The 18,932-nt window shown below is 32.3% G+C and carries 16 protein-coding genes and 2 pseudogenes; 5 read left to right on the forward strand and 13 right to left on the reverse strand.

All coding sequences use genetic code 11. From position 1 onward, the window contains the following. Positions 1–442 precede the first annotated feature (442 nt). Positions 443–646 (forward strand): hypothetical protein, encoded by a 204-nt coding sequence (locus tag DET63_RS18930; RefSeq protein ID WP_002110388.1) that lies wholly within the window; start codon positions 443–445, stop codon positions 644–646. Positions 647–698: 52 nt separating this feature from the next. On the opposite strand, the gene DET63_RS18935 is transcribed toward DET63_RS18930, so the two are convergent. Next, positions 699–1,559 carry a DegV family protein gene (locus DET63_RS18935; RefSeq protein WP_113937499.1) on the reverse strand — a complete coding sequence of 287 codons (861 nt, stop codon included), beginning with the start codon at positions 1,557–1,559 and terminating at the stop codon, positions 699–701. Positions 1,560–1,785: 226 nt separating this feature from the next. On the opposite strand from DET63_RS18935, the gene DET63_RS18940 reads away from it, so the two are divergent. Beyond that, a complete protein-coding gene (locus tag DET63_RS18940) occupies positions 1,786–2,217 on the forward strand; it encodes a GNAT family N-acetyltransferase (protein WP_113937500.1) in 432 nt (143 codons plus the stop codon). 363 nt (positions 2,218–2,580) lie between these two features. Here the strand turns inward: DET63_RS18940 and DET63_RS18945 are convergent, their stop codons facing one another. The 4 genes and pseudogenes from DET63_RS18945 to DET63_RS18965 all read right to left on the reverse strand — a co-directional run bounded on the left by DET63_RS18945 (position 2,581) and on the right by DET63_RS18965 (position 7,023). After that, a complete protein-coding gene (locus DET63_RS18945; protein WP_113937501.1) occupies positions 2,581–3,924 on the reverse strand; it encodes a BC_2427 family protein in 1,344 nt (447 codons plus the stop codon). 127 nt (positions 3,925–4,051) lie between these two features. After that, complete coding sequence (locus tag DET63_RS18955) at positions 4,052–4,747, reverse strand: CsxC family protein (protein ID WP_002065863.1); 696 nt, start codon at positions 4,745–4,747, stop codon at positions 4,052–4,054. Between the two features lie 718 nt (positions 4,748–5,465). Further along, positions 5,466–5,773 (reverse strand): annotated as a pseudogene (locus DET63_RS18960) (GNAT family N-acetyltransferase); the annotation flags it as partial. A gap of 152 nt (positions 5,774–5,925) precedes the next feature. Continuing rightward, positions 5,926–7,023, reverse strand: coding sequence for a YheC/YheD family endospore coat-associated protein (locus DET63_RS18965; RefSeq protein WP_113937623.1), 1,098 nt, complete (start codon positions 7,021–7,023; stop codon positions 5,926–5,928). A gap of 123 nt (positions 7,024–7,146) precedes the next feature. On the opposite strand from DET63_RS18965, the gene DET63_RS18970 reads away from it, so the two are divergent. Further along, the gene (locus DET63_RS18970; protein ID WP_113937502.1) at positions 7,147–8,370 is read left to right on the forward strand and encodes an ATP-grasp domain-containing protein; all 1,224 of its coding nucleotides are present in this window, start codon (positions 7,147–7,149) and stop codon (positions 8,368–8,370) included. A 367-nt stretch (positions 8,371–8,737) separates the two neighbouring features. Here DET63_RS18970 and DET63_RS18975 read toward each other — a convergent pair whose 3' ends face one another. Continuing rightward, positions 8,738–9,517, reverse strand: a complete 780-nt coding sequence (locus DET63_RS18975; RefSeq protein WP_113937503.1) for a BC_2878 family exosporium-associated protein — start codon at positions 9,515–9,517, stop codon at positions 8,738–8,740. Positions 9,518–9,919: 402 nt separating this feature from the next. On the opposite strand from DET63_RS18975, the gene DET63_RS18980 reads away from it, so the two are divergent. Beyond that, positions 9,920–10,240: a hypothetical protein gene (locus DET63_RS18980; RefSeq protein ID WP_113937504.1), complete on the forward strand. Its 321-nt coding sequence runs from the start codon at positions 9,920–9,922 to the stop codon at positions 10,238–10,240. A gap of 54 nt (positions 10,241–10,294) precedes the next feature. Here the strand turns inward: DET63_RS18980 and DET63_RS18985 are convergent, their stop codons facing one another. The 5 genes from DET63_RS18985 to DET63_RS19005 all read right to left on the reverse strand — a co-directional run bounded on the left by DET63_RS18985 (position 10,295) and on the right by DET63_RS19005 (position 15,867). Beyond that, complete coding sequence (locus tag DET63_RS18985) at positions 10,295–11,830, reverse strand: MDR family MFS transporter (protein WP_113937505.1); 1,536 nt, start codon at positions 11,828–11,830, stop codon at positions 10,295–10,297. A 23-nt stretch (positions 11,831–11,853) separates the two neighbouring features. Beyond that, positions 11,854–12,561, reverse strand: coding sequence for a polymer-forming cytoskeletal protein (locus tag DET63_RS18990; RefSeq protein WP_113937506.1), 708 nt, complete (start codon positions 12,559–12,561; stop codon positions 11,854–11,856). A 25-nt stretch (positions 12,562–12,586) separates the two neighbouring features. Next, positions 12,587–13,297, reverse strand: coding sequence for a bactofilin family protein (locus DET63_RS18995; RefSeq protein WP_002189907.1), 711 nt, complete (start codon positions 13,295–13,297; stop codon positions 12,587–12,589). 13 nt (positions 13,298–13,310) lie between these two features. Continuing rightward, entirely contained in the window at positions 13,311–13,934 is a 624-nt protein-coding gene (locus tag DET63_RS19000; protein ID WP_113937507.1) for a YhbD family protein, read from the reverse strand. Positions 13,935–14,091: 157 nt separating this feature from the next. Continuing rightward, positions 14,092–15,867 carry an SgrR family transcriptional regulator gene (locus DET63_RS19005; RefSeq protein ID WP_113937624.1) on the reverse strand — a complete coding sequence of 592 codons (1,776 nt, stop codon included), beginning with the start codon at positions 15,865–15,867 and terminating at the stop codon, positions 14,092–14,094. 62 nt (positions 15,868–15,929) lie between these two features. Between DET63_RS19005 and DET63_RS19010 the strand changes: the two genes are divergently transcribed. Next, positions 15,930–17,135: an MDR family MFS transporter gene (locus DET63_RS19010; RefSeq protein ID WP_113937508.1), complete on the forward strand. Its 1,206-nt coding sequence runs from the start codon at positions 15,930–15,932 to the stop codon at positions 17,133–17,135. A 14-nt stretch (positions 17,136–17,149) separates the two neighbouring features. On the opposite strand, the gene DET63_RS19015 is transcribed toward DET63_RS19010, so the two are convergent. Next, positions 17,150–17,854, reverse strand: coding sequence for a YjgB family protein (locus tag DET63_RS19015; RefSeq protein ID WP_113937509.1), 705 nt, complete (start codon positions 17,852–17,854; stop codon positions 17,150–17,152). Between the two features lie 24 nt (positions 17,855–17,878). Then, a pseudogene (locus tag DET63_RS19020) lies at positions 17,879–18,724 on the reverse strand (aminopeptidase). Positions 18,725–18,932: the final 208 nt, after the last annotated feature.

Genomic DNA, 18,932 nt, shown 5'->3' on the forward strand with positions numbered 1-18,932 from the left:
CATTTCATGCTTTTCACTAAATAAGTCATTATGTATTTCTTAATCTTTCATACTATATAAAATATACAATTTCACAAATGTAAAAAAATGTATCATTTATTTTAATATTACATTCATATTATGATTATTTCTAGATAGCTTGTTAAATTTAATGGTTTAAATTTAAGGTTTTTGCCCACTTTTTTCATACAATTTTACTTCTTGTTATTAACAAAGACGGCGCCATATACTTGAATTACGATAAACTTAATGAAAAGGATTTAACTACATGTAAACTATCATTCTTAAAATAGATCGAATGGTTAATTACATTTACCTAGTACATGGAAGACATCTATTGTAAATGAAAATAAATTAAATGAGCTCAATAGATGAATTATCAATATCACATCCTAGAAATTAGTTTGTCGAATTATTTAGTAAATATGAAAGGATGACAAATATGATTGTAAAAACAAAAAAAGATTCAACACGAAAAATAGCAAGATATGTTGGAGGCGCTGCTACTCTTTTATTGCTAGCATCCTTCCTTTATCAGTGGAACAATGGTTTAGTAGTTGATGATACTGAAATATTTAGTTTCATACTAGCCTTCACTTGTTTCCTTTATACCTTCTTACCTATAAAACAAAGCACTAATAAATAGTAAATTCTATATTTTATTTAAAGAAAAAAGGATTGATCAAAAGATCAATCCTTTACTCTACTTCATTTAAGAAAAATAATGTTAACGCACCTGGTCCTGTATGCGCTCCGATTGCAGCCCCAATTGTATTTACGATAAATACTTCACAACCGAATCTTTCAGTAATTAATGCTTTTAATGCTTCGGCAGTTTCTAAATCATCACCGTGAGTCATACCGATTGTTTGACCTTTAAGGTCTTTCCCACGCTCTTCCATAATATCAACAATTCGGCTTAATACTTTCTTTTTCCCTCGTACCTTTTCAAGTGGTACAAGTTTTCCTTCATCCACATTTAAGATTGGCTTAATGTTTAGCAAACCACCGATGAAACCGGCTACTTTACTTAAACGTCCACCTCTAACAAGGTACTGTAAGTCAGCTACAGTGAAGATATGCTCCATATGCTCCATTAGAAAAGCGACACGGTTTAATATTTCTTCTTTTGATGCGCCCTCTTTTGCCATTTTTGCAGCCTCTAATACGACAATACCCTGACCGAGTGAGGCACATTTTGTATCAATAATTTCTAAATCTAAATCAGTGTATGTTTCTTTCACTTCTTTTTTAATGAGAACTGACGATTGATATGTACCAGACAATTCAGATGAAAAAGCTAAATATATACAAGGGTTACCTTCTTTTGCATAAGAAATAAATTTTTCTTGGAATGTTTCAAGTGAAGGCAATGACGTTTTATAAACTGCGCCTTCTCTCATTTTTTGCAGTAATGTAACTGATTTTAATGTAACCCCATCTAAATACTCTGTTTCTGCTTCATCATATACACGGAGTGGAATTAAATCAATATCATATGCTTGCAGCAATTCTACCGGTAAATCCGCCGCACTATCCGTAATGATTTTAACACCCATTTTTAAACCTCTATTCTGTTATAAATATATAATAAATAAAATAAAAAATATTACTTTTAAATTATATACGTAAAACTAAAATGAAGAAAGGAAAAGACTTTATATTGTATGCACTATTATTCAAAACTTGAACTGCAAATAAAAATGATTTCATTTTAGCCTCTTTTTACAAGTTATTACACTGTGTATAATGAGAATATTACATTTTTTCTGAGGGAGGATACATATGAGTATTCAACTAGCTACATCTAATGATTTAGAATGGGTTAATAATCATTATGAATCGATAGGATTTGTACCAAGTGATTTAACACGAGACACAGTTGCGATCATTATATACAACAACGAGTATGCAGGTGTTGGACGTTTAGTCCAAATAGATGAAAATACTATTGAAATGGGTGGGATTTTTATTCTCCCTAAATTCAGGGGTCTACAATTAGCTGGGGAACTCGTATCATTTTTAGTACAAACTGCGAAAAAATTACAAATACAAAATGTGTATTGTCTTCCTTTCGAGGAACTAGAAAACTTTTATAAAAAATATGGCTATACTGAAGTCGATACTACGAAAGAAGTTGTCCACCCAATTATTCTAAAAAAATATAATTGGTGTTTGGAAAATTACGATAAACATGTTTTACTATTTAAGTTGTGAGTTTTGTAAAAAAGGAGTCAATGCACTTTGTATTACACATCAAATTATACAAGAAATTATCTGTGAATTAGCTTCTTTATTCAAACAACATATACGCCACATTTTATGCCTATTTTTAATAAGTGTTAGCAAGTTCGTTGACAAACTTGTTAGCACCTTTTTAAAACATAAACCTGAAGAAATTCATACAATTAAGTAACTATCCTAGCTAGCAATAATATCATCCTTCATAAATATTAAAATGAATTCATTGAGGATAAACCGTTTGGAGGATATTCTATAGTACTGAATGATTTACAAAAGATTACGCATTGATACGCTACGAATAAAAATAATGAGCTAATCAAGGGAATATAATCATTTTTATGTAATTCGCACTTGTACTTCCTGTTCTTGTATCACTTGAATGATTAATTCCAATACAATATTTTGTACTAACTGATACACATTGTCATGAAATGTACTTTGTTCTGATATGTATTCAATACATTGATATATATATCCTTCTACCAATAAGCTCCCTTTTTCAACTATAAATTTATTTTGTCCATTCTTCTTTACTTTAGGTACTAAAAATTCGGTTTTTGTCAAAACAATCTCCTGTTCCACCTCTTTTATTCCTATGACTTTTTCTGTAAATACCACTTTTTCTCGTAAACTAATTTCACCTTTATATTTTCCTATTTCTACTGGTAGTCTGGCTGTTATATAATTATTTACTTCTCCTTCATTTCCACTCTCTAATATTATGCTGTGAATAGGAATCCATGAAGATGTCTCTACCTTATTCTCTTCATTATTCCCTTTAACTTTTTGATTATATAATTCAACAAGCACTCTCTTTTCATGAAGATTTAAAGAAACTAATTTACAATAAGCCTCCGAATGATATTGTTGCACTGTAGTTAATAACTTAGAATCTAATTCACGCTCCTCCGCATCTTTTTCATTTCGAAATACAAATGCATCTTGATTTTTCACATTTATTTTTGGAAATACTTTAAAGCTAGACACTTCTGAAATAATAGAAAATGGCGTTTTCACTACCATTGAATGCACTGAAGTCTCTATTTTTGATCCTAAACCTATACTTTCTCTCTTTGATTCAGTTTCTTCACTTTTTTTCTCTGATTCATTTGCTACTTCTACTTTCTCTAATCCAATCACTTTATTTTCTTTTGCTGGTTCAGTCTCTTCACTTTCTTTGTTTGATTCAATTGCTATTTCTTCTTGCTCTAATTCTCTTTCTTCATATTCTTTTGCTGATTCAGTTTTTCCACTTTTTTTCTCTAATCCAATTACTTTTTCTTCTTTTTTTGATTCAATTTCTTCATTTTCTTCCTCTAATCCAATTGCTTTTTCTTCTTTTGCTGATCCAGTTTTTTCACTTTCTTCCTCTAATTCAATTGCTTTTTCTTCTTTTTTTGATTCATTTTCTTCACTTTCTTTCTCTAATCCAATTACTTTTTCTTCTTTTTTTGATTCAATTTCTTCATTTTCTTCCTCTAATCCAATCGCTTTATCTTCTTTTGCTGATCTAGTTTTTTCACTTTCTTCCTCTAATTCAATTACTTCATCTTCTTTTTTTGACTCTGTTTCTTTACTTTCCTTTTTTTCTCTTATTTCGCGCGAATCATCTTGAACATTCAGCATTTTCCATTTGTAAACTTTGTTCCATATTTCCTTACCAACCCATGGCTTATTCATCACCATCCCCCCATCTGATGAAATTCATAAAAATATGCTTTTTGTACGCGACCATTCCATCATTATATATGTTTTATAATAATAAAAAAGACATTGTCTTTTTATTAAAGACAATGCTTTTTTAGTCTTATACTTGTACTTGTTGTACTTGTAAAACTTTTAAAGTAAGGTCTAGTACAATTTTTTCACGAAGAGTTCCAAATGGCTCGTTTAATTCTGTTGGACAAGGTGAAAAGTCTAATTCGAAAAATTGAGCACTTACTAATTCGACATATGGTTGTTCGTTATAAAAAACCGAATTTTGGAAGAAGTATTTATCTAAACGTGGTAAATCGCCGTTGTTAGGATTAATAAAATGAGATGTAGTGTCTGAAGAAGCAGCTATTAAAGCTAGTGATAGAAAATCAGCTTCTGTTAGATCTGCAAAACCAGAAAATGGAACATTTGCAATACGATCATATAGAACTCCATTACACTCATCATTTGCATATTCAATATTTTTACGAATATACCCTTGTACAAATAATTTTCCTCTTGTAACTCGGTTGTAAGGTGTACCAACTACCGGAGTAAATGCTACAGGAACTAACTTACCTTGTGTTAAAAATACATTTTTTAAGACACGTTTAATCTCAGTTGCTGGAGGATCTAATGGAACATCGGCTTCTACAACAATTTGAATTGTTCTTTCCGCTAATACAACTGGTATTTTTACGATTGGTGCTCCTGGAGTAGTAATTGGTGTTGCTGCAGCATCACTTAATGGTGTTTGGGTTTGTCCCGCTACCTGACATGGTACATTAATTGGGCATTGTTCACTCATATTTTATAATCTCCTTTATATGAAAAATTTAGAGCTTTTTAACTCTCTATACTGTATATGTTTGTCTTCTATTAATGCGTGGGTTTGTATCATAGTCACTTTTATCATTTACAAATAAAAAGAGTACTCTCTCTTTAATAGTCAAATACACATAACTTAATGTACTTAATTTTCATGTATATTTACCTATGAAAAATAGAATTTCTTAACTCTCAACGTGGAAAAATACAATGATACGTTAATTAAGTTCAATAGTAAAAAAGATAACCATATTTTCGAAGAAACTTTCAAAAAATCTATTCTTACATTTATTAAGGCAGATAAATTTAAGTTTGTTGATTTCTTCATCTCATAATATCTTTGCAACTGCAATTTAATATTGGGTAACACCTGATTGTTAAAAAATAAAAACCGACTTAATAAAGTCGGTTTTTATACCTACATTGTTGTGGAATCACTTCATCTTTATCATTCACATCGTTTTTTTACTCTCACCTTTTCCAATAGAATTTATCAATACTTCTAATGAAAACAATCTTGTCGTTGTTCTCCCCTCTAATACTATTAATTAACATCTCTCTTAACACCTTTAGTTTAGGTAAAATTATCTTTGGATATTTTATCTTTGTAATTATAAAAAAGGGCTAATTGATGTTAATTTAATTGGATTTTCTAGCCTTTTTATGTTGTAAAATTCAATTCGTACAAACTCGTTCATTTACCTATTATTTACAAAAAAGTATCATACGCCTTATCAAAAACATATCCAAGCTTTTCCACTAGTTTAGCAGAAGTGCTATTCGCTGCATCCCAGTTTGGATATTTCGTCTTTTCTAAACAATCCAATATTAAAGCCGTACTTACTGCAGTCACCAATCCTTTTCTTCTATGATTCGGATCAGTAGCAACTTCAATTTCAATCCCATCATCATAAATACTATATGATGATGCACCGCATACAACGTCTCCTTTATAGAAAATACTATAACCAATACCTCGATTTATATAATCATCTATCAATTGATAAAGTCTTGCCGTGGTCAACGGATTTTCCATCTAGATGCAGAGTGCCGAAAAAAGTGAAGTAAACAAAAAATAACTCCAAAATCAACTTTTAATGTATATTTTGGAGTTACTTTACGCTTACTTTAAATTCGCAATTTTCTATTTTCCTTTTCTTATTTATGTTTATCAGCTAAGTATCTAGCATAGTGAACTAAATTTCTAGCTACATCTAATTCAAGATTAAATATATTAGGTACACCTGGTCTCCAATTCACCTCAAACAACCACAATTTTTGGTTTTCATCAATCCCAACATCAATTCCTAACTCATCAAATAATACATCCTTATATAAAGAATTAAAATGGTTAGAAAAACTTACCGCAAATCGTTCTAAATACCTTTGAATATTATACCAATCGTTATCAAACTCCGTTTTTAAAAAAATATCTAAATAAGTACTATAACCACCGCTAGCCATATTTGATACAACACTTCCTAATGGACCTATTCTCGGGAATATTGAAGTAATAACCCACTTTCCTTCTCCATTTCTTTGAACATGCAATCGAAAATCATAAACATGACCAGATTTCATTTGACATGAAATAAACTGTTGAACTATGTAACCTTTCTCTTGAATCTTATCAGATAAAAAACTTAGCAATTGTTTTTTATTTATTAATGAAATTTGTTCTGACTCATTCATACTGTAATTCATCCCATGTTTTTCAATGAAAACGATACCCTTACCTTGATGTCCAGAAATTGGTTTAATAATAACTTTTCCATAACGATCAATCATGTCAAAAAACTTATTAACATCATTTAATTCATAAAAAGGAATAAGATATTGCTTAAATTTTTCTGCTTTTTTTATTCTGTTATATACACTTAATTTATCTCCGATTGAATGACTTGTGAATGGAACTTTATCATATAGATAATCAAAAATTTGCTGATTTTTATCACTAACATGAACACTTGCATTATAAATAACATCAGGAAAAGAAAATTCTTGTTCAACCCATTCACCATTTTCATAAGTTTTACCTAAAATCTTCTCAGTCTCTATATTTACTTTCCCTAAAGTAAAATAAAAAAAGTTTATACCTTCAGCTTTGGCTACAGCAGCATAAGTATATGCTTTCTTTACGACATTCGGATCTTTCCGATGATGAAGCATACCAATTATAGTCATATCGGTTCCTCTTCCCCTCTTTTTAAAGATCTTTTTCAAAACAAATATCAACTTCATTATATATATATTCATGTTCTCCTTCATTCAACCATTTTTCGAAAAATCCAGAACAAGCTTCCCCTCATTTTAATATTCTACCTATAGAAATATTAAATCTAAGGGTTTATAAAATAATTAAGGTTAGGGTGGCATAAGATGGATACTATTGTTTTTATTGAAACAAATAAATCTGGATCAAGTAGGGAAGCAATCAAAGCAGCTGAAAAACTTAATTTCTTTACAGTTTTGTTAACAAAAAAAACAAAATTTATTGAAGAACGTGATACATTCCCTGATGTACATCAGATGATTTTCACCGATATAAATGATTATGATAATATAATTACAACAATTGAAAAATTAAATAAATCAGGAAAGAACATAAAAGGGATCTTTAGTTTTATTGATCCCTTTGTTTATCTGGCTGCACGTTTATCAGAAAAATTCTGCTCAAATATTGTATCTACTGAAGCTATCTATCGGATGGAAAACAAAATATTAACTCGTAATGTCCTTAAAGATTTACCAATCTCACTCAACTATTTAATTTACAAACCAACAGAACCATTATCATCTTTTCTTAAAAAAAATAAAAAGATAAATTTCCCTCTTATTGTGAAATCCCCTAAATCATCAGGATCAAAAGATGTATTATTAGTAAAAAATAAAAATCAATTAATTTTATCTATACAAAGTCTTTTAAAAAAACTACCTAATGAAGAAATTCTTCTTGAAGAATATGTAGATGGACCTCAGTACTTAGTCGAAATTTTAGTTCAAAATGGAAAAGTCCATATTATAGCAGTAATTGAACAAGAAATTACACTCTTTGAACGTTTTATTGTTACTGGTTATTCTTTACTAGGACAGGTAGACAAAAGTCTATATACTAGTCTTTTCAATGCAGTTAATTCTGTTATTCAGGCTTTTAATATGAAAAATGGAGCTTGTCATCTAGAACTCCGGAGAATAAATAATGATTGGAAATTAATTGAGATAAACCCCAGAATATCAGGTGGAGCAATGAATGATATAATTGAAATTGGACATGGAATCAACTTAGTGCAAGAGACTATTCAGTTAATGTTAGGAAATAAACCTTCACTAAATAAAAAACATCATAAATATGTATACACTCATTACCTAACAGTTAAATCTAAAGGAAAACTAATTCGAGTTACAGGAAAGAACCGTAGTTCTAAATATCCTGGTGTAGAGAAAGTTTATATAAAACCTAAAAAAGGAACTGTCTTAAAACCACCTACATCAATGGGACATCGATGTGGCTACGTTTTAGCAGCATCCTATTTTAAAACAGAAGCTAAAAAAATAGCTTTAAAAGCAGCCAAAGAAATTTCATTTGAAATCCAAAAAGAATAAATGCAACATAAAAAACAAGATATATACACCAACTCATAAAAATATACTAAAATCAAGTTTCTTACAATTCTAATTATCATAATGCGTAATAAAAAAGTTCTCTCCTTATCTACATTTATAGAAGGAGTGAACTTTTTTATTATGAAATTTTAATTTATTTACCCAACAAGCGACTCCAAAATGACTTCTTCTGTTCTGAAGCTACTATTAAGCATTTACTTTTATATAGTTTTTCGAATACTTACAAATGAGCTTTTATCTAATTAAAAATGTTCTCCGTGAATAATAACAAAGTAATGTTTTTTATTATTTTATAAATTTTTTCGAAACATAAAATTTTAACTAAGAGGGTTAATCAATAGATACGTTATAACTCCTTCTTAGAAATAAAAGATTCCGTCGCACCATTTTTATATATTTTAGTCAACTTAATAATTGACTTGTACGTATTATTGTCATTCATTATCATCTTTTTCATCTCTTCTATTTCGGCATTACTAGTCCCACTCTCTATTTTTAAACAGTTCGAAATGGAAAGATATCCGCTTGATGCTAAAATAATAATATAAGTAACATCAGGGAAATTAATAAATAGCAATCCAAATTTCAAAGGATTCCCAGCTGTATCCGATAAAATTAATCGAAAATCTAACAGTTCAGGTACTGGAACAAAATCCTTAGAAACAATCGCTTCACCTACTATAGTAATTTGCTTTACTACATTCCCAAGCTCATCTACAAATTCAACACATCTAGGTGGATCAATCATTTTTGCCTGTAAAGATAAACTTAATTCAGGGTTATTAAAATCGAAGAATAGTGTACTTCCCTCAGTTAAACAATGTGGACAAACATTTCCAAGTAAACTGAATTCCTCTTCGATAAATTTAACTTTCGTTTTACAACTACAAACTTTCCCTATTCGAATCGCATCAATTCTTGAACAATCTACAAATATTACCTCACTGTCTTCTTGTGCAAACGACACTATACCTTTTATCTCATTAAATGAAATAAAATAGGATACAACTATTTCGTTTCCGTCTATTACGATACTCTCAACCCTAGAATAAGGATTTAACCTTTTCAAAAATTCACATATACTATTTTGACAACATTGACAATCACGTTTCGGCTCACAATCCACTGATTCTCCATTCCTTTCCTATATGTTTTACCTAATAAATATAATATGAAAGGCACGTAAGAAAAGCTTGGACAATATAACTCTAATATTAGTCTAGATAAGTATACAGACATATGCCTGTCAAATTAAGAAACTAATCGTTCCTCAAATAAGTAATAAAATATATTTTTCACTATAAATGCATATAACAATTTCATCTTTCAACAAAAAAGCGTTATAATAAAGTGAAACTTCTATTAGCAGGGAACTTTATCTCCTACTAATGGTTAGCCCTCACCAATCGGGCAGTCATCTCCCGCCGTCCTCATCATTTACTTCTTCATCTTGAGGTGGGAGTCTACTGCTCGTTATTGCGGGATGAATTGCAGCCTCTAAGATTACGTTATAAAGGAGATTAAAACAATGACTAAAATTAAAGTATATCAAGCAAAAGAAGAAAATATGGAAGCAGTAAAAAACATCATTGATGTTGAGGAACAAAACCCAACTGCTGAGAACTTACAAAATCTATATACATGTGTATTAGATACTGAAGATATGGCATTACCTGAATCATACGTTGAAGAAGATATCTTAATTGATTCTATGGAAGTTATGGTTAACGCTTCTCAAAGCAAGCTAAGAGACTTAGGTACATATGATGTAATCGAAGTTGAAAACAAAGGTAAGAAAACACAAATTTTATTATTAGCAGACGAAGAATACGAAATTATCGAAGGCTAATTCGACTCCGTACATAAGAAAAAGCTCCTTTCAAAATTGAAAGGAGCTTTTTCTTTATGCTTTTGATGTTTCACTTTTCACCTTGTTTTGTTCTTTCTTATATACCATGCGCTCATTTCCCATAAAGAAAATGAATACGAACGCTAAACTTGCGGGGACTAACGCCCACATAAATGTCTGAACGATTGAACTAGAGAGAGCTTCAATAATTTTATCTAATATTTGCGGCGGAATTTGAGATCTTGCCGATTCTGATAGAATAGCTCTTGAATCTCCTAAAGCGTTTGTATTCATTCCTCCGCTCATACCTTTAAACGATTCTTCTAATTGATCCTGGAAACCAGTTCTTTGAATCATCCCGAAGATTGTAATACCAAGTGTCATACCTAATGAACGAATGAAGTTACTCGTTGAAGTCGCAGAACCGCGTTGCTCCATACCGAAGTTATGAATAGCAGCCATACTTAGTACAGAGAATGAGAAACCAACTCCAAAACCGATAATAACCATATAAATTGTTAATAATATACGACTTGTTTCTGGCGTTAATGTACTTAATAAGAATAATCCAATTAGCATAATTACAGCAGAAATAATCATAATGTTTCGGTAGCTAAGTTTCGATGTTAAAAATCCACCTAACTGCGCTGTAACTACTGATCCTAACATCATTGGTAATAACAATAATCCTGAGTTTGTTGCCGTACCACCGTATACACCTTGAATAAATAACGGAATGTACACAGTTGCTGACATAAATGCCGCCCCGTAACATAAGGCAATAATTGTACTCATTCCGAATAGACGTTGTTTAAACATCTCAAATGAAATGATTGGTTCTTCTACTTTTCGTTCAATAACAATAAAAGCAATTACTAAAATAGCGAACCCAGCAAATAAACTTAAAATAAAGCTAGAATCCCAATCATACTTTTGTCCGCCTAATTCTAAGGCGAACATTAAACAAACTACTGCACCAACTAAAGTAATTGCGCCAAACCAATCAATCTTTTGTTCTCTATGAACTCGTGACTCTTTATAAAATAATGTAATAAAAATAAGTGCTAAAATTCCAAGTGGTAAGTTAATATAAAACACCCAGTGCCAGCTAATATAATCCGTAATATATGCGCCAAGTAATGGCCCAAAGATACTTGATAAACCAAATACAGCTCCGAATAATCCACCCATTTTCCCGCGCTTTTCAGGAGGGAAAATATCAAAAACGATAGTAAATGCGATCGGCACTAGTGCCCCGCCGCCAATACCTTGAATGGCACGATAAATACCTAACTGTGTAATATTTTCAGCAGTTCCACAAAGTGCCGAACCAATCATAAAGACGATTAAACCGAAAATAAAGAATCTCTTTCTACCATACATATCTGATAGTTTACCGAAAATCGGCATCCCTGCCATTTCTGCAACCATATAGGCAGAAACGACCCATACAAAGTTTTCAAGGCCTCCTAAATCACCAACGATTGTTCCCATCGCTGTTACGACAATGGTATTATCCATTGATGCCATTAAAATCCCTAGCAATAAGCCCGCCACAACAAAACCGAGCTTATTATTCTTCTCAACCATAACCTTGCTCTCCCTCATACTACTTATATTTGTTTATGTTCTTTTACGACTGCATTACCTTTCTGATTAAAACTAGTGTGATATTCTACTACACTAATTTCACAGCCAGGGCCAATTATAACATGATTTCCTCTTACTACGTCTGCTATTGTATGTTCTAAATAAATATCATCCCCTTCAATAATTGATGTTTGAAGGCTTCCTGCATGACTTGTAAAAGGAATAAATCTCGATTTTTTACGTACTGTAATCTTTTTCCCACCGATTTCTCTCACTTTACTTCCTTCATAACGAAGTGAGATTTCAATATTTTCAGCATTAAGCAAACCATCACTTTCAAGACCACCAGTTAGTAATAATTCCTCTACTTCTATATCTCCCTTTACATTTAAAGCGCCTTTCACATCTACGAAATCACCGGATAGCTTCCCTTTAAATTCTATCATACCTCTAACTTTTGTTTTATTAATTTGTCCGTCGCCTTGTACTTGGGCATTGCCATATACTTTTACATATTCCGCCTCCATATTCCCCTGTACTTCACTATCTCCATACACGACATAATTTTTCGCTTTCATATTGCCACGTACTTCACTCGTACCATACGTTTTAAAATCATTACAACTCATATGATTAGAAATTGTTCCTTCGCCGCGTATCTTTACTTTGTTATACTCTCCACCTGCTGAGCTACCTGATCCATTTACAGTAAGACTATGTTGATTTTCCATACCGATTCCTCTCTCCCTTTTAAACTTAAACTTGCTTAATTTCTTTTACATTTGCGCTTTTATCAACAGTAAGAACCCCAGTATATTCAATTAGTTCAATTTCACAGTTCGGTCCTACAGTAACATTGTTTCCCCTTACTGTTTTAATGTGAGCATAATCAATATCGATATTGTCACCTTCCAGCAGTTCAGCTTCTAACTGTAAGCCAAATACTGTTTTAAATAGTCTACTAAAAGCACTCAATCTATGTTTTACTTTAATGGTTTGGCCACCAATTTCTTTCGCTCTACATGTACCATGAATATTTATATTAATTTCATCTGCGCTTAATAATCCACCAACTGTAAATTGCCCTTCTGAAGAAAAAATATCAACTTCACAATTACCATCAATCGTCGCTTGACCATTGATTTTAAATTCTTCACCAGTTACATTACCACCTATCGTCCCTTTTCCTGCAATTTTTAAAGTGGTAGCCTTTACATCTTGTGTAATTGTCCCTTTCCCATCGATTCGCATCATTTCTGCACTAACTGTACCCTCAACTTTACCTGATCCGCTAATTCTCGCATCGCTACTTTTCAAATCACCAGTAACAATTCCGTAACCATTACATTCAAATTGGTCGCACTCAACGTTTCCATTAACAGTTCCTTTTCCATTTAGTTGCACTTTATGAAACTCTCCACCGTTTGATGAACCATATCCGTTTATAATTAAATTTTCTGTACGCATTATTTCTCCTCCACTACAACAGTTTAGTTTTTAATGCTTCGGTATATTTCATAATTGCTACACGTAAAACAATCTTTGTTCCCTTTTCAAAAATTAAATCCTCAACGCTTGATACTAAGAAGCATGTAGAAATCCCTAACTTCCGAATAATAAGTAAGTCACAATTTTTATGTTTAATCGCTTCATAATTTTCACGTAAAACTTGTAAAACCATTTTCCCTTCTTCTAAGCTAACGTCTCCTGATTGAAGAAGTTCTTCTAACACGTATACATAAAGAATATCTGCAAATTGAAAATCTGCCGTTTTGTTCGTTTGTTCTATAAAGAATTGTAAAACTGTTTCTGATGCAATACCCTTACGTAACAAATCATCTTTTGTTAAATGAATTTCTGTCACGCTCGGTGAGAACATATTTGCTAATTCATCAAGTGATAAATCCTCTTTCATCGTTTGGATTTTATCAATACGTTCTAATATCTTTTCTTTCGGAAAAAATGTTTCCTGGCCTGTGAACGTTGACTTCCGTACAAACCAATCTTCCGGTATTAAATTTTTTCTCTTCCACCTATATAACTGTCCGTATGAAATACCAGCTAGTTCTAATAAATCTTTTTTCGAAATTAAATCTGTACTCAACTGTATGTCACTCCTTCCTGATAACAATGTAACATAACACTGTTACGTTGTAAACGGACTTTTATAACAAGTAGCGTAACAATGTGTGAAACAAACCTGTCTTACATACAAAAAAGGTTCTTACACATATCTTTAAATGCGTAAGAACCTATATATATCAAGCTTTAAACCATATATCATAAAAATCAATCCAGCCTTGTGAATTAATCATTATATTTTGTATTTTTTCGTGTGAACTTACTCGCTGTTTATTGCGATATAAAGGAATGATATGCATTTCACGTAACAGTGTGTCCTCCATATCGCGTAACAGTGTCACCCGTTTCTCTAATTGATTTTCTGTAAAATAAGGCTGTAATACTTCGTTAAATTTTATATTGCTATGCTGATGAATAAAGCTGTTTTTTGTAAGAAACATATATAGTAAACTTTCTTCAATACGTTCACTAATTGTCGCACTATCATGTATTATATCAGCCTTTTGTATCGTACTTGCTTGCAATAACTCTTTTGTTTCAAGAAAAACGACTTCAATAGTGACGCCATACTTCGCACACTCTTTTTGTATCCAATATGAATCTTCAACATGATCTTGTTCTGTAAATGTATATAGTCGCAGTGTTTCATTACGGTAAGAGCTCTCTTTAATAAGAGTATATATGTCCTCATTTATATGTATAGTGCCACCCTTTGTTAGAACCAATTCTTCTGCTATTTCTCCGCGCGCTCCTTGCAATTCCTCGATAAGTGCATTGCTATGAATGATTTTATATAGAGCTTTCCGAAACATCGTGTTTTGCATAGGTCCTTCTTTTGCGGTATTTAATGTAATGTATGTTACATTCGACTCAAGTCTAGTTAGTTCTTTATGATGCTTTTCTATATTGTTATAGTGTGCTTTCGCTAAAATATCGCACGTATTTACGCTGTTCTCTACATTCCATAATTCAATTCGATCGAGAAATGGTCGCTCGCGAAAATATAAATCATTTGCTTCTAATACGAATACATCCTCATTCTTTTCACATAATCGAAACGGTCCAGTACCGATTAACCTTCCATCTCCATCTTCATTTACAATAGAACACTGTTCTGTACTTAAAGCATGTAAAAACAGCTTATTATCTGTAGATAAACGAATCTGCACAATGTAGTCATCAAGAATATGTAAACTTTCAACGTGCTGTAACATCCACGCATGCGGATTATTTTTCGCTTTCAAGAATCGTTTAAATGTATGTACAACGTCATAAGCAGTAAATTCTTTCCTGTTATGAAACTGAACACCTTTTCGTAAGTAGAAGGTCCATATATATTTCTGGTCATCATATTCCCAATAAAACGCAAGTCTTGGCTCTACACTGTTTGTATTTCCGTCTATATACACTAACGTGTCGTATATATGTTTTACCATATGACATTCCGAACGCATCGTAGCGTATACAGGATCTAATGCAATATCTAGATTCATTTGGACTTGCAAACGTAGCACATCTCTTCTCCCTTTAGATGTCCTTTCGACTTGATAACCGAATATCGAATCAATCCACGTTTGAAATTGCGTTTGAAGTGATGGAAAATACGAGCTATATCTTTCAATAAATGCACTTCCACTTTTTACGTCCCCTTGTTTCGTTATTTCTTTTCCTCTTTCTAAAATTAAAGAAAGTGGATGTTTTTGAAATAACAACTTTGAACGATTTCCTCTCCCTCGGCCTGGAAACCACATAATCCAATTAAATTCTTCTAATTTTTTTATGATTAATTTACTATTTCGCTCTGTACAAAATAAAGTTTCAGATATATTTTGTATTGTTATTTCTAATTGTTCTCCCTCTGCTCTCCCATTTCCATACTGGAGCCACAGGTGCATATATTGCTCCAAAATAATCATAAAACGCCCCCTAAAAGATGAAAAATCTTCCTCTTTCATTCTACCCTTTTTCATTTCTGGCTTCCATCTTATCATTTCAATATAGAAAGGAGGAAATAAAAATGAAGTATCTTTTAAAACGTTATAATAAGCCTATTCTCATTCGATTGTTCGGTGAATTGTTAGTCCGAACGACTGAATCGATGTTAGCTATCATTTTTATTGTTCACGTTAATAAAGCGTTAAATGGTAATGTCATCGTTACAATGCTTCTTTTCGGATTACAGCCTCTCGCTGATATTGTGTTTACATTAATCGCTGGGGGTGTAACAGATAAATACGGCCGAAAGAAAATAATGTTACTCGGATTACTTTTACAAGCTTTTGCCGTAAGCGGATTCGTTTTTGCTGAATCGGTCGCCTTTTTCGCCTTATTGTATGTAGTAAATGGTATTGGACGCTCTTTATATATTCCGGCACAGCGAGCACAAATCGCTGACTTAACGAAGGAAGAACAACAGGCAGAAATATTTGCTGTTCTGCATACTACGGGAGCAATCGGCTCTGTAATTGGCCCATTAATCGGCGCCTTTTTCTATACTAGTCACCCTGAGTATTTATTTATTTTGCAAGGTGTAGCCCTTACGCTATATGCTATTCTCGTTTGGACGCAACTTCCTGAAACAGCTCCACTCATGAAAAACGTTAATAAAACTAAAGAAGTATATTCGCCAAAACAATTTATTTCAAAGCATTACGCTGTGTTTGGACTTATGATTTCTACGCTACCGATTAGTTTTTTCTACGCCCAAACCGAATCAAATTATCGTATATTCGCCGAAAGTGTATTTCCAAATTTTCTATTTGTACTCGTGTTTATCTCAACTTGTAAAGCTGTCATGGAAGTGATTCTCCAAATTTCCCTTGTGAAATGGTCTGAACAGTTTTCTATGCCTAAAATCATTGTTATTTCCTATACTTGCTATACGTTAGCTGCGATTGGCTACGGTTATTCCACAACAATATGGTCATTATTCTTCACATTGCTCTTTTTAGTAATTGGGCAAAGTATAGCTTTGAATCACTTACTACGATTCGTTTCACAAATCGCTCCAAGTCATAGACGCGGATTATATTTTTCTATATACGGTATACATTGGGATATTTCAAGAACTTGCGGGCCTTTTGTAGGTGCATTGTTATTAAGTAAATTAAGTGGTAGTACTCTATTTTATATTTGTGCCTTCTTATTAATAATCGGTGGTATCATTCAAGCTTTTTTTGTTCAATCGTTAGAAAGAAACAAAACAAAAGAGCTGTCCCTATAGGAACAGCTCTTCATTTAACCTGCCATTTTATTAATACTATCCTCCGGTGAGAACACAGAAATATGATGTACTTTACCAGTCGATTTTGGAATTGCGAATTTCAATTCAAACTGGTCATTTACTTTATAAACATAAATTTTATCATTACCATTTTCTTTAACAGACGCTGGTTTTCCTAAAGCCTTTTCGATTTCTTGTAACGTAATCGATTTGAGCTCTGAATGGTAAGAGCGTACGTCAAAGACTTGTGATCCTTTATTAAAGCCAAATGCTACATTTTTACTTGTAAAAGTTGCATACATCCCGTTGCCTGCTTGATCAGTTTTATCTGCTTTTCCCCACTCTTTTTCTATTTCCTCGATGTCACCTGTATGTGCTGCATATGGTACGTTAGGTACTTTACCTTCTTTCGCTTGCTCAAATAAATCTTTTACATGGTTAATTGATTTTTGATTAAGCACTGTATTTTTCGTATTAGACTCCGTTGAAGGTTTTACCGAATCATGACCTTTTGGTTTTTCCACAGACTCTTTCTCTGTTTTTTGAGCGGTGTCCTCATTCTTTTTACCCGTTTCTGACGTTTCGCTCTTTTTTTCCGTACTATTTTCTGATGTTGAATTAGTTTGTTTCTTTTCCTCAGCGTTAGTACATGCGGTTAAAGCCGCTACACACGTTAAAGTTAGGAAAAATATAAGTACTTTCATATATACTTTCATCATTTTCAGCCTCCCTCTTCAACATATTCACTTTTGTAACCATTCCATTACACTACTCTTCAAATTATTTTTGGTCCAAAAAGTAAGTGCTTCGCTTTCCCCGAAAGTATTCACAATATACTCCATATACGATGTTCCTAAAAAATAACCGAGTCGATTGTATCCGAAATAGTTCCCTCCGGATAGACGGAACCATTCTTTCTCTTTTTCAACTGTCCATCCTTCAACATAATCCTGTAAAAAACGTTTCTTAATGCGCTCTTCAATTTCTTTATAATATTGTAACGATGAATCACCATTACTACTATATGAATAGTAAACGGACTCACTTAAACCTTTAACTATTAGTTGTGATCAATAGGTCGCGACCCCTTCACGATATAAACTTACCGGGGCATCATTCCATTCTGCTTTAGTCCAATCCATTCCACTCTCTTGTAATGCTACATTATGATATATATGTCCGATTTCATGAGCAACGATAACACGGAGGTGCTCCCTTACAGGAGATAATTTCTCAGCCGCAAAAAATATATCCCCAATAATCTCCCTTTCCACAAATGCATTAGAACCAAATCCACCTACAAATAGATGAAAAGTCAAATCTATATTACTACCAAATTGAATGCGATAGTCCTTACTAACTTCTTGAATAATTGATGGTAAAATTTCTGAAATAATACGAATGTCTTCTAGTTTTGCAGGATACTTTTCAATCGCACTAGAGAGACGTTCTTCTGTCTTAGGACAGTGAAACTTAAAATACTCTTCGAATGCCTCTGGGTGCATATCATAATATTTGTTCAAGTCATGTAATCCTATATCATTGCTTTCCAAAAGCTTTAAAAAGCTTGGAATTGTATTGTTAATCATCTTATTCATCTCCTTATTTACACCTTCTCTCCTTACTCGTTATATCCTTTTTCTATAACTTAAAATACACTGTCACAAAGGCTCCTTTAAATGCAAAAAACCAGCAGGGAGTGAATAATCATTCCCTGCTGGTTTAATATTTTTGGGGTTTCTGAAATTTAATCAAACCATTTTTCGCCGTCAGAAATCCATTAAAATTGCCTATTTA

It is taken from the genome of Bacillus sp. DB-2 (assembly GCF_003315125.1).
GTDB lineage: Bacteria > Bacillota > Bacilli > Bacillales > Bacillaceae_G > Bacillus_A > Bacillus_A mycoides.